Below are 12,181 nucleotides of genomic sequence, written 5' to 3' on the forward strand. Positions count from 1 at the left end.
AATGATATATTTAATAACTGGCGGTGAACGCTCCGGTAAAAGTAGTTATGCCGAAAATTTAGCAAAAGGATTGTCGGATAAACCAATGTATGTTGCTACAGCCCGAAAATGGGATGATGATTTCCAAAAGAGAATCGATCGCCATCAAAAAGATCGGGACGAACGATGGATTAATATCGAAAAAGAAAAACACTTGAGCGAAATTGATTTTTCTGGAAAAGTAGCGATTGTCGATTGCGTTACACTTTGGTTAACAAACTTTTTTGTGGATACTAAAAATGATGTTTCCTTGTGTTTGGAACAAGCTAAAGCTGAATTTGACGCTATTGCCAATCAAGAAAATACAACTATTATTATTGTAACCAATGAAATAGGGATGGGTGTTCATGCCGATACTCACATTGGTAGAAAATTTACCGAGCTACAGGGATGGATGAATCAATATATTGCCAAAGAAGCCGATACTGTTGTGTTGATGGTTTCTGGAATTCCAGTAACGATAAAAGAAAAAAAATGAAATAGCTCTGATTTTACAATAGTGAATTCAAAGAAAATATTACCTCATAGCGTATTACATATTCAATTAAAAATCAATAAATAACTACATATGAATTTTGTAACTTCTTGGAGTGGCGGAAAAGACAGTTGTTATGCAATGATGCAAGCAACTCAGCAAGGACTTATTCCAAAAGTGTTACTCAATATGATGAATGAAAACGGCAAAGTGTCCCGTTCTCACGGATTGCCATTGTCTATATTGAATCAGCAAGCCCAAAAAATGGGATTGCCTCTTGAAGGAATTCCGGCAACTTGGGGTGATTATGAAGCCAAATTTATTGCCATTTTGAAAATGCTAAAAGCCAAATATGATTTGGAAGCAGCCGTTTTTGGTGATATTGATTTGCAACAGCACAAAGATTGGGAAGATAAAGTATGTGCCGCCGCATCGCTAAAAGCAATTTTACCTTTGTGGCAACAAGACCGAATTGTTTTGGTACACCAAATGCTTGAAAACGGCATTGTAACGATGATTGTTTCTTGCAATACAATAATGGGAGAACAGTATCTGGGGGAAATTTTGACCAAAGAATTAGCACAAGAATTACACGAAAAAGGAATAGATCCTTGTGGTGAAAATGGCGAATTTCATACTTTGGTAATTAATTGTCCGTTATTTTCGGGAGCGATTGAATTGCCAGAATTTACTAAAATTACCTATGAGAACTATTGTTTCATTGTTTGGGAAGAATAACTTTTCAATAACAAAAAAACAATGGCAATTGTCATTGAATTTGCCATTGAACTTTTAAATAAAAAACATGACTTATTTAGATGAAATTTTAAAATCCCGCCGCGACACCCGTCATTTTACGGAGGATCAAGTGCCTGATGCTGTTATTGAAAAAGCACTGCGAGCGGGACATTGGGCGCCTTCTGTGGGTTTAACTGATGCTACAAAATACTATCTGATCAGGTCGGCTGAAATGAAGAAAGCCATTAAAGATTTATTTTTAGATTATGATGAAAAAGCAATTTCGCTAACGGATAACGAACAACAAAAACAAGACTACAAAGCTCTTAAGCTAGAAGCAATAGAAGAAGCACCATTAGGATTAGTGATTTGTTATGATCGTTCGGTTTTAAATAATTTCACGATTGGAACTGTTGGGAGTAATGAAGCGGTAAAGTTTAGTTCTGTTTGCGCGGCGCAAAATATTTGGCTTTCCTTAACGGAGCAAGGTTATTCTATGGGATGGGTTTCCATATTGAATTATTATCAGTTCAAGCAATTATTGGGTTTACCTGAAAATATGGAGCCGTTGGGGTATTTTTGTGTGGGAAAACCAGCTACCAATTATGATAATCAACCCATGTTGCAACAACTGAATTGGAAACAAAAACAAGAAATTCCATTAGTTGAGGAAATCACTGTTTTGAATGAAAGTAAGGTGGAGAAAGTATTTTTTGATGCTAAAAAGGAGATAGATTCTGCTGCTTATGCAAATGCGTTACAACATAAAATCGACCAAAAAACCAAACCAACAGGTTCATTAGGAATTTTAGAAGTGCTCGCAAAACAAATTGGGATGGTGTTTCAAACTTTAGAACCTAAAATTATAAAACCTAATCTGGTTGTTTTTGCAGCTGATCACGGAATTGCAAATCATGGAGTGAGTGCCTATCCGCAAGATGTAACCAGACAAATGGTGACTAATTTTTTGATAGGTGGCGCAGCAATCAATGTGTTTTGTAAACAAAATAAGATTCAATTGGCGATAGTGGATGCGGGTGTGAATTATGATTTCCCTATGAACACGAATTTGATTTCGGCTAAAATAGGGAAGGGAACACACTCTTTTTTGCATGGAGCCGCAATGAGTAAAACAGAAGTTGAATTGTGTTTTATAAAAGGAAGTGAAATTGTTGCCACTATTGCTAATAAGGGGAGTAATTGCATTGGTTTTGGCGAAATGGGTATTGGTAACACTGCTACAGCTTCGGTTTTGATGAGTATTATTTTAGAATTACCAATTCAGGATTGCGTAGGGAAAGGTACTGGTGTAAATGAAGAACAGTTGATTAAAAAAATTAGTATTCTTAAAAAATGTATTGCTAATTACGATGGTTCAGATGATTTAGACAGCAAGTTAGCTTATTTTGGAGGTTTTGAAATCATGCAAATGGTAGGAGGGATGCTTCAGGCAAAACAAGACAATATGTTGATTCTTGTTGACGGCTTTATCTGTAGTGTTGCTTTTTTAATTGCCTTTAAAAAGAATCCATACATTATTAAAAATGCTATTTTTTGCCATTCATCTGCGGAGCAAGGGCACCAAAAAATATTAGATTATCTAGGAGTTCGTTCCCTGTTGCAACTCAATTTAAGGTTGGGTGAAGGCACGGGTTGTGCGATTGCTTTTCCTATAATTGAGTCGGCTGTGGCATTCTTGAATGATATGGCCAGTTTTGAATCCGCGGGTGTGAGTAGCCGGGAACTTTAAATTTAATTTGTTAGTAAATAGATAAATTGGCTTTAGCCAAAATAAAAAAAATGAAAAAAGAACTACACATATTTTTTACGGCATTAATGTTTTACACAAGGATTCCATGTCCTGCAACCATCGATCATAATCCAGATTATTTAAATAAAGCGTCCCGTTATTTTCCATTAATTGGTTGGATTGTAGGTAGTGTGGCGTTTGGTGTATACTCTGTTTTTAATTTTTTAGTAGCACCTGAAATTGCTGTAATCTTCTCTATGATTGCTTCCGTTTTAGTTACCGGAGCTTTTCATGAAGATGGTTTTGCTGATGTTTGCGATGGTTTTGGAGGTGGTTGGACCAAAGAAAAAATACTGATGATCATGAAAGATAGCGCCATTGGTGCGTATGGAGCAATTGGTTTAGTACTGTTGTTAGTGCTTAAATTTCAAGGGTTAACTCAATTAATTGATGTTTCTGATAATCCTAAATTTATAATTTATAGTCCACAATTTATAATCCTGTTGCTTTTTGTTTCCGCGCATTCTATCAGTCGATTAGCAGCAATTTCAATTGTTTTTACCCATGAATATTCTCGTGAGGACGCTTCCAGCAAAAGCAAACCTATCGCACAAAGTTATTCTTGGAGAGAAGTAGTGGGAGCTTTCTTTTTTGGATTACTTCCATTAGTTATTTTGTCCTATTTTCAGTGGCAAATACTGTTGGTTTTAATCCCTGTTTTTCTGACCCGATTCTTTTTAGCACGTTATTTTCAGAAATGGATTGACGGGTATACCGGAGATTGTTTGGGCGCAACCCAACAGGTTTGTGAAGTGGTTTTTTATATATCAGTTATTGCATTATGGAAGTTTATTTAGTACGTCACACAGAAACGGTTTGCGAAAAAGGAATTTGTTATGGACAATCCGATGTGGAAATCAAGAAGCCTTATGATGCTGTTTTTCAGTCTGTTTTAAATCAATTGCCTCAAGATGCAAATCTGTATTCCAGTCCTTTACTTCGCTGTATTCTTTTGGCAAATTACATCAAAGACAATTCAGAAATTTCAGCTGTAAACGAAGATTCCCGTTTAATGGAAATGAATTTTGGCGATTGGGAAATGAAAAATTGGGATGTAATTCCACCGGATGACTTTACGCCTTGGATGACTGATTTTGTAAATGTTCGCGTGCCGAATGGAGAATCATTTACGGATTTACACAATCGAGTAATTGATTTTATGCATAATGAACTTCAGCAAACCAATTCAAAACCAGTTATTATTGTGGCACATGCAGGAGTGATACGTAGTTTTTTATGTAAAATTTCGGAATTGCCACTAAAAGACGCTTTTCAGAATAAAGTAGATTTTGGAGCTGTAATTAAAATTGAATTATAAAATCCGCAATTATTTAGGTTATTAACTTAATATAATTTTATCTTTGCCGCCGTATTGAGGTTGAGGTTTGTTTATTTTCAAACCCCATTAAAAGGGAATCAGGTGAAAGATTTCAAGTTTTAGATTTCAGATTTCAGGGTTTAAATCCTAAATCAAGATTTCTAAATCAAGAATCCTAAATCCTGAGCTGTACCCGCAACTGTAAGCTATCAAGCTTGTTGTTATCTACAAAACCACTGTCACGTCATTAAAGACGAGATGGGAAGGTAAACAACAAGACGCAAGCCAGGAGACCTGCCTATTACATCGAGTATCAAACTTTCGGGAAAAAAGGTTTGGGTATGGGTCATTCTATGCTTTTCTCCCCAATTTATTAAATTTTACATTTTAAAAATGAACAAAAAATTCATTCGCTTTAGTGCGATTGCATTGTTATTTGCAATGAACACGTATGCACAAGATCAAGAGCCAAAACAACTTGATGAGGTTGTTGTTTCCGATTCAAAATTTGCTTTGCCAAAAGAAAAATCAGGAAAAGTTATCGTCAAAATTACTGCTGAGGATTTGAAGAAAAAATCAGGGCAATCAGTAGCTTCTATTTTAAGTGCGGTAGCAGGTGTTGAAATTAATGGAAATCAGAGCCGTAATGGAAAAGATTTGGGACTTTACATTCGCGGAGGAAGAAATCATCAGGTTTTAATTTTGATTGATGGCGTTCCTGTAACAGATGCTTCTGGGATTAGCTTATCGTATGATTTGAGATTGCTTCCAGTGGAGCAAATTGAAAGTATTGAGATTATGAAAGGCGCTTCAAGTACTTTATACGGTTCTGGAGCTGCGACAGGTGTTATTAATATTACACTAAAAAAAGCAGGTAAAAAAGCGATTGCAGGAAATGCATACGTAAATGTGGGCACACAAACGGTTGCTAAATCAGCAAATTATAGTGTGCAGGATTACAATCAGGGTTTTGCTGTAAACGGTGGTTTCGAAAAAGTAAATTATTTTGCATCCTTGAATAGTACTGAAACTACAGGAATTTCTGAAGCAAGACCATTAAATTCGAATACTCAATTTGAAAACGATGATTTTTCAAGATTAAATTCTATAGTTAAAATTGGTTTTACGCCAACTAAAAAATTATCCTTGGATTTCTTTGCAAATTATGACCGAATGAAAAGCGGTTTTGATGCAGGTTCATTTTCGGATGACATTACTAATTTCAGTCTTTCAGAGCAATTTAGAGTTGGTTTTTCTCCAAAATACAAATACAACAAAGGAGAATTTGTAATTAATTCTGGTGCCAATGTAATTAATCGCGATATTTTTAGCTACGGATCTTTATTCCAGGCAAAGTCAAGAAGTGTCAATGTTGATGCCTTTAATAAATATGAAATTTCATCTCAATTATTTGTAGTTACTGGAGCTCAATTTCAGTTTCACGAAATGTCAAACGTGAGCCAGTATGATGCGATTACAACTGAGATGGCTAAATTCAATATGATTGATCCTTATGTAACGGCAGTTTATAATTCTGGTTTTGGATTAAACGTAAATGCTGGTGCGCGTTATAACATGCATAGCAAATACGGGAATAATTTAGTGTATAACGTAAATCCATCGTATAGCTTTTCTGAGTCTTTAAAAGTATTGGCTTCGTATAGTACTGCATTTGTAACACCTAGTTTGTATCAATTGTATTCTCCGTATGGAGATTTAGATTTATCTCCGGAGAAAGATGCCACAGCCGAAATAGGTTTTGAAGTAAGTTTAGCAAATAAAAAATTGGTCTTAAATGCAGTTGCTTTTCAAAGAGAAGAGGAAGATGCAATAGGATTTGATTTGATGACTTACAAATACTTTAATGTAAATGGGAAAAACAAAGCCAAAGGACTTGAAACAATGGTTTCGTATGCTTTTAATGATAAAGTAAAATTCAATGCTAATTATACTTTTACAGAATTAGAAAGACAATCTCGTATCTTGAATCCTAAACATAAAGTCAATGCTGCTATAGATGTGCAAGCAACGTCTCGACTTGCTTTTAATGTGGCATATCAATTTGTGTCTGACAGATATTTAGAATATACAATCTATCCAGCGCCAACGTATGACCCTGTTTTGAAATCAGAAATTTTGAAAGATTACCAATTAGTAAATGCTAATGTTCGTTATGAATTGATCAAAAACAGATTGAATATTTTTGGTGCAGTTGATAATATTTTGGATAAAGACTTTGTCGAAAGTAGAGGATACAGTACAAGAGGTAGAAATTTTAAATTAGGTTTGAATTTCTTGTTCTAAAAATAAAGAAAAATTATTTCAGTTTTACTCTTAATTCCCGTTCCCTAATTTGGAACGGGTTTTTTGTAGGGGAAGATTTGATTCTTTGATTTGTAATAAAAAAAGAGGCTTTCATCACTGAAAGCCTCTTTTTTATTTAAAGTTATTTTATTTCAACTCTGAGATGAATTCTATTATAGTGGCTGCAATTTTATTTTGTTCCAAATCATTAGTCAGATATTCTCTATCAGTTAGATTAGACATGTAACCTAATTCAACAAGCACTGCAGGTACTTCTGATTTTTTTAAAATAAAAAAAGGAGCTTTCTTAATTTCAGATGCTTTTAAATTAGTATTTTGAATGAATTTATTACGAAGTTCATTCGCAATTTTATTTGATTTTTCATTTGCAATCGATTCATTTGCAATGTAAAATTCCATTCCTGATTTTGCCAAATTTGAACTTTTATTGACATGCAATGATAAAACTAAATCAGGTTTGATTTTGTTAATGATTACTGAACGATCACTCAAAGACAGAAATTCATCTCCAATTCTGGTAACATGAACACTAACATTTTCGTTTTTATTTAAAAATTTGATTTTGTTAGTGATTTGTTCTACAATTTGTTTTTCAGTACTGCTGCTTGAAGTAGCACCAAAATCGGATCCACCATGTCCAGCATCAATAACGACATTAATTTGTTTAGGTGCTTTACTATTTGGTTTTACAAATGCGAAAGATACAATGGTAGCAAAGGCTAAAAATAACGGAATTGATTTTTTCATGTGGTTTTGATTTAAATAGGTTATTCAATAATAACTTACAAAAAAAACAATTTTATTGTGTTGTTTTTATTTTATTCCAATGCTTTCAAAAGTCCTTCTGGAGCTTTCTCGATATACATTTGATTTTGGATTCCTTTGATTGATTTAGAATCTTTAAAAAACTCAAAGTTTATACCAGTATTTTGTTTCAACATTCTGGTTGTTCCTGTTATTTTTCCTATTGCGGTACTCAATAAAGGTTCAGAAGGATCTCCAAGAACGCCATACGTACTAATTGTTTCTTTTAATAAATAATCAGGTTGTAATCCATTGAAATAATCTCCAAAACCGGTCGAATTCACAATTTTCAATACAATCGGCTGCATGGCGTACCTGTGATTTGGGTTTCTATTTTCGGAACCAAAAGTAGGGGAGTCATATAGTGTAACTGATCCTACATTTTTCCCCACAGTTACATCGCCAATTTGTATTACATTGATATGAGGTTCTAATCCGTTAATTACTAACTCACTTGCTGATGCTGAGCTTTGAGTAGTCAAGATATAGACTTTAGTCAAGTTTAAACTGTTTATTGCAGTAGTTCCAATTTTGTCAGTAAAGCTATTTATTAAAGCTGCGGGATTGTTAGTTTCGAAATACGCATTAATTTTAGCATTCCATTGTTGTTTAGCAAAAACTTTTCCTGTGAACTGTCCGGTAATCATACTCGCTAATCGTGTAGCGGTTTGTACTGAACCACCTCCGTTATAACGTAAATCCAAAACCAAGTCTGTAACTCCTTGTGATTTTAGAGAAGCAAAAGCATCATTCAATTGCGTGTCATAATTAGCATAAAAACCATTGTACATCAAATACCCTATTTTATGTGAACCTGAAGTGATTACTTTGTTGATTAAAATTGGATTTTCGGATAAAACGGTTTTAGTCAACTCTACTGATTTTCCGTTGGCTACAATAGTAGTTCCATTATAATCAGCTAGATTTAATGTGTAATTTTCGTTGGAACCAAATAATAGCGACTCATAGTTAGTCAAAGTAAGCTGAGTTCCATTTACGGCAGTAAAATAATCACCACGTTTGATGTTCTTGTTTGATGCATCTGAATTTGCAATGATATAACGTACGTAACCAAATATTTCAGTTGTACTTCCAGGTTTTCTGCTTAAACCAAAATCAACACCATTATTTTTAGTGGTTCCTTGGAGCGTTCCTTCGAGTTCTAAATAGTCATCCACAATCCAACTAAAACGATCTATGGTTTTGTCAACTCTAAGCGCATCAAACAAATCCTCGGGAACGGTATATCCTTTTAGAAATATATTTAATGCAGTTTGGTCTGCAAATTTATCATCAGCTAGATTTGGAACATCTGCTTGCCATAAGTAATATTGGTTCATCCCTTTCCAAATAAAATCTTGTATGTCTAAACTGGCTGGTGGAGCAACATCATCATTATCTTGACAGCTTTGGAAAGTGAAAACTGCCATAAGTAATAAAAGCGTAAATTTGAAACTTGTTCTCATATGTAGGTTTTAATATAATTAACGTAAAAATAGTAACTTTAGTTTTATTTTATGTTTTTTGTTACAAAAATAAAAATGAGTCGTCTAGATTATATAACCAGTTTAAAAACCTAATTTTTTATGAACCAAAATGAGTTTGTGCTGCTTGTCACTCCCTTTAAAGACAAAGTTTTTAGGCTGGCTAAGCGATTGCTCGTAAGTACTGAGGAAGCAGAAGATGCTACTCAGGAAGTTTTGGTGAAATTATGGAGTAAAAACGGAAATTTAGTGGAGTACAGCAGCGTAGAAGCATTTGCAATGACAATGACTAAAAACTATTGTTTGGACCAGCTAAAATCGAAAAGAACAGGGAATCTCAAAATCGTTCATACAAATTATGTTGATAGAGAACCGGGTCTGGATAAGAAAATGGAAGACCAGGACAGTTTGAACTGGGTGGGAAAAATAATGGATAAATTACCCGTTCAACAAAGATTAATTATTCAAATGCGAGATATTGAACAATATGAATTTGAAGAAATCGCAAAAATATTGGACATGAATGAGAGCGCGATTCGGGTGGCGCTTTCAAGAGCAAGGAAAACGATACGGGATTATATGACAGAAACACACAATTATGGAATTAATTAAAATAGAAGATTTATTACAAAAATACTTTCAGGGAGAAACTAGTATTGCAGAAGAAAATGAAATACGTAATTATTTTTCTTCATCGAATGTTGCGCAGCATTTAGAACAATACAAACCTATATTTGGGTATTTCTCTCTTGCGGCAGCCCATCAGTTTTCGCCAGAAATTCCGCTACTCCCGAGGCCTCGGGATAAAAAACGTAATGTTGCGTGGATATCAATTGCGGCTTCGGTAGTTGTTTTGCTGGGAATAGGAACCTATGCTTATTACAGTGCTGATGTTGTAACTAAGAGTAAGGATTTAGGAACATATGACGATCCTGAAGAAGCTTTTAAAGCAACTCAAAAAGCATTATCATTATTATCAAATAATGTAAATGTTGGCATAGAAAGTGTACAGTATATTCAAGAGTATCAAACCACGAAGGACAAAATATTCATTAATTCAAAAAAACAGTCCGGTGGTTCTTAATTGCCTTGAGTAAACCGTAAAAAAAAATAATTTTAAACCATAACAATTTAAAAAAATGAAATCAACAATCAATAATAACAAAATGAACAATAATTTCAACAAGAGTAAAAAGATTATACTCACATTAGTATTTGCATTAGTTTCAAGTACATTTTTTGCGCAAGCGGCTTTTGATAAATTTGATGGGCAGGAAGGTGTAACATCAATCATTGTCAATAAAAAAATGTTTGATTTGATGAGCAAAGTAAAAATGGATGCTTCTGATAAAGAAACGCAACAATACTTGAGCTTGATAAAAAAACTGGATGATTTGAAAGTGTTTACCACTAAAAGTACCAGAATAGAAGGCGAAATGAAAGTTGTAGCTGATAAGTACATAAAAACAGCAGGATTAGAAGAACTGATGCGTGTGAATGAGAATGGCAGAAGTATTAAAATTTTAGTAAAATCAGGAGCAAGTGATTCTCAAATAAGAGAATTGTTTATGTTCATTGAAGGTGCTAAAAATGACGATACGGTTTTAATGTCTTTGAAAGGTAATTTCGATTTAGACGAACTGTCCGTTCTAACTAATAAGATGAAAATTCCTGGTGGGGAAGATTTGAAGAAAGCAACTAAAGGGAAAAAATAAGATGAAAACAGTTTATGGATTAGCGCTGCTATTGAGTTTGTTTCTCGTGAGCTGTAACTCGGAACCGACCTTGCAAAAGTATTTTGTGGAAAATACCCAAAACAAGAATTTTATCGCCCTTGATGTGTCACCTAATATTCTGAATGTTGATAAAACAAAATTATCAATTGCGCAGAGTGATGCTTTGAAGTCCTTTGACAAGATGAATGTTTTGGCTTTCAAATTGAATGATAAAAATAAAGCAGAATTTGAAACTGAACGTGCTAAGGTTAATTTGATTTTAAAAGACAAAAAATACCAACAGCTTATGAAGTTTGGCTCAGGTAAAGAAGGTGCTTCAGTGAGCTTCGTAGGTACAGATGAGCATATTGAAGAGTTTGTGTTCTTTGCCAATAAAAAGGAAAGCGGTTTTGCTGTTGTTCGAATTTTGGGCAAGGATATGAATCCCACTAATATTATGACTATGATGAGCGTTCTACAGCAGTCTAATATTGATTTAGAGCAGTTGAAGCCTTTGCAGCAGTTAATGAAATAAACGTATTCCTAAATAATAATGAAGCGTCTAGATATTTTGTCAAGACGCTTTTTTTATTGGTATAAAAACAGTCGCTTTTAGTAAGCTAATAATTAATTAAATGAAAATATCACTATAAGTTGGTATTGTGAAAGTAGTGTAATCCGTGTTTCTTTGTTATAAAAACAGACATCAATTATAGTTATGTCTAAAGAATTTAATAGAGCACTAAAAGTAATGGCTAGGATTGAACAAGTAGAGCAAAAGAATAAACGGATTAAAGTAGGGAATAATAATAGTAATAATAATAAAGTGTTTCTTTATGTAGGCACCTTCTTTATTATGGCGGCGAGTTTATCGATAGGGATTTTAATTGTAATGTATTTTTTAATTAAACTTGATGGTTCTTTTTAAAACTACAGTAAGTCAAAAATGAGCTGAGAGTTGTATTTCGTAACGGGGTTGACTAAATGTTGACTAAAAGAGTTTTAACTTAATGGGATAGCTTAAAATGACAGTGTTGACTTCGTTTTTCCAACTAAGCGCTGCTTTGAAAATAAAAATGCTTCAAAAATAATCAAGTTTACTTGAAATTATTTTTGAAGCATTTTTATTTATTCGTGACCACGGCGGGATTTGAACCCGCACGCCCTTGCGAGCACCAGCCCCTCAAGCTGGCAAGTCTACCGTTTCTCCACGTGGCCTAAAAAAAGAAAAGGTCAAGTAATAAATTACTCGACCTTTTGTGACCCGACTGGGGCTCGAACCCAGGACCCCATCATTAAAAGTGATGTGCTCTACCAACTGAGCTATCGAGTCAATGCTTTCAAGAAAATTATGTGTTGATCACTAAAATTGTGACCCGACTGGGGCTCGAACCCAGGACCCCATCATTAAAAGTGATGTGCTCTACCAACTGAGCTATCGAGTCATATTCTTTCCTTGAATGCGGGTGCAAA

The 12,181-nt window shown here is 34.2% G+C and carries 13 protein-coding genes, 3 tRNA genes and 1 riboswitch; of the genes, 11 read left to right on the forward strand and 5 right to left on the reverse strand.

Going from position 1 to position 12,181, the window contains the following annotated elements; all coding sequences use genetic code 11:
* Position 1: 1 nt before the first annotated feature.
* From cobU to ACXX80_RS09830, 6 genes are all read left to right on the forward strand, one after another.
* Positions 2-517 carry a bifunctional adenosylcobinamide kinase/adenosylcobinamide-phosphate guanylyltransferase gene (gene cobU / locus ACXX80_RS09805; RefSeq protein ID WP_458553041.1) on the forward strand — a complete coding sequence of 172 codons (516 nt, stop codon included), beginning with the start codon at positions 2-4 and terminating at the stop codon, positions 515-517.
* 90 nt (positions 518-607) lie between these two features.
* The gene (locus ACXX80_RS09810; protein ID WP_458553042.1) at positions 608-1,252 is read left to right on the forward strand and encodes a Dph6-related ATP pyrophosphatase; all 645 of its coding nucleotides are present in this window, start codon (positions 608-610) and stop codon (positions 1,250-1,252) included.
* A gap of 67 nt (positions 1,253-1,319) precedes the next feature.
* Positions 1,320-3,002 (forward strand): nicotinate-nucleotide--dimethylbenzimidazole phosphoribosyltransferase, encoded by a 1,683-nt coding sequence (gene cobT / locus ACXX80_RS09815; RefSeq protein ID WP_458553043.1) that lies wholly within the window; start codon positions 1,320-1,322, stop codon positions 3,000-3,002.
* Positions 3,003-3,052: 50 nt separating this feature from the next.
* Positions 3,053-3,859: an adenosylcobinamide-GDP ribazoletransferase gene (locus ACXX80_RS09820; RefSeq protein WP_458553044.1), complete on the forward strand. Its 807-nt coding sequence runs from the start codon at positions 3,053-3,055 to the stop codon at positions 3,857-3,859.
* The gene (gene cobC / locus ACXX80_RS09825) at positions 3,844-4,380 is read left to right on the forward strand and encodes an alpha-ribazole phosphatase (protein ID WP_458553045.1); all 537 of its coding nucleotides are present in this window, start codon (positions 3,844-3,846) and stop codon (positions 4,378-4,380) included. The genes ACXX80_RS09820 and cobC overlap by 16 nt, the downstream gene beginning before the upstream one ends.
* A gap of 39 nt (positions 4,381-4,419) precedes the next feature.
* Positions 4,420-4,696: riboswitch (cobalamin riboswitch) on the forward strand.
* 77 nt (positions 4,697-4,773) lie between these two features.
* Positions 4,774-6,684, forward strand: coding sequence for a TonB-dependent receptor plug domain-containing protein (locus tag ACXX80_RS09830; protein WP_458553046.1), 1,911 nt, complete (start codon positions 4,774-4,776; stop codon positions 6,682-6,684).
* A 147-nt stretch (positions 6,685-6,831) separates the two neighbouring features.
* Here ACXX80_RS09830 and ACXX80_RS09835 read toward each other — a convergent pair whose 3' ends face one another.
* Together ACXX80_RS09835 and ACXX80_RS09840 are read right to left on the reverse strand one after the other, a co-directional pair.
* Positions 6,832-7,452, reverse strand: coding sequence for an N-acetylmuramoyl-L-alanine amidase (locus tag ACXX80_RS09835; RefSeq protein ID WP_458553047.1), 621 nt, complete (start codon positions 7,450-7,452; stop codon positions 6,832-6,834).
* Positions 7,453-7,523: 71 nt separating this feature from the next.
* Entirely contained in the window at positions 7,524-8,975 is a 1,452-nt protein-coding gene (locus ACXX80_RS09840; protein WP_458553048.1) for a GFO_1087 family putative carboxy terminal peptidase, read from the reverse strand.
* A 120-nt stretch (positions 8,976-9,095) separates the two neighbouring features.
* Here ACXX80_RS09840 and ACXX80_RS09845 point away from each other — a divergent pair, with 120 nt between their 5' ends.
* The 5 genes from ACXX80_RS09845 to ACXX80_RS09865 all read left to right on the forward strand — a co-directional run bounded on the left by ACXX80_RS09845 (position 9,096) and on the right by ACXX80_RS09865 (position 11,636).
* A complete protein-coding gene (locus ACXX80_RS09845; protein WP_458553049.1) occupies positions 9,096-9,605 on the forward strand; it encodes a GFO_1088 family ECF-type sigma factor in 510 nt (169 codons plus the stop codon).
* On the forward strand, positions 9,592-10,077 hold the full coding sequence (locus ACXX80_RS09850) for a PG0215 family putative anti-sigma factor (RefSeq protein WP_458553050.1): 486 nt from the start codon (positions 9,592-9,594) through the stop codon (positions 10,075-10,077). Before ACXX80_RS09845 ends, ACXX80_RS09850 begins: the two co-directional genes overlap by 14 nt.
* 55 nt (positions 10,078-10,132) lie before the next feature.
* Positions 10,133-10,708, forward strand: a complete 576-nt coding sequence (locus ACXX80_RS09855; RefSeq protein ID WP_458553051.1) for a GFO_1090 family protein — start codon at positions 10,133-10,135, stop codon at positions 10,706-10,708.
* A gap of 1 nt (position 10,709) precedes the next feature.
* Entirely contained in the window at positions 10,710-11,243 is a 534-nt protein-coding gene (locus tag ACXX80_RS09860; protein ID WP_458553052.1) for a GFO_1091 family lipoprotein, read from the forward strand.
* 183 nt (positions 11,244-11,426) lie between these two features.
* Entirely contained in the window at positions 11,427-11,636 is a 210-nt protein-coding gene (locus ACXX80_RS09865; protein ID WP_458553053.1) for a hypothetical protein, read from the forward strand.
* Positions 11,637-11,843: 207 nt separating this feature from the next.
* Here ACXX80_RS09865 and ACXX80_RS09870 read toward each other — a convergent pair.
* The 3 genes from ACXX80_RS09870 to ACXX80_RS09880 all read right to left on the reverse strand — a co-directional run bounded on the left by ACXX80_RS09870 (position 11,844) and on the right by ACXX80_RS09880 (position 12,153).
* Positions 11,844-11,926: transfer RNA gene (locus tag ACXX80_RS09870), tRNA-Leu, on the reverse strand.
* A gap of 42 nt (positions 11,927-11,968) precedes the next feature.
* Positions 11,969-12,041, reverse strand: a tRNA-Lys gene (locus ACXX80_RS09875).
* A 39-nt stretch (positions 12,042-12,080) separates the two neighbouring features.
* Positions 12,081-12,153 (reverse strand) — tRNA-Lys (locus tag ACXX80_RS09880).
* Positions 12,154-12,181 lie beyond the last annotated feature (28 nt).

The sequence above is a fragment of the Flavobacterium sp. GNP002 genome (assembly GCF_054343795.1).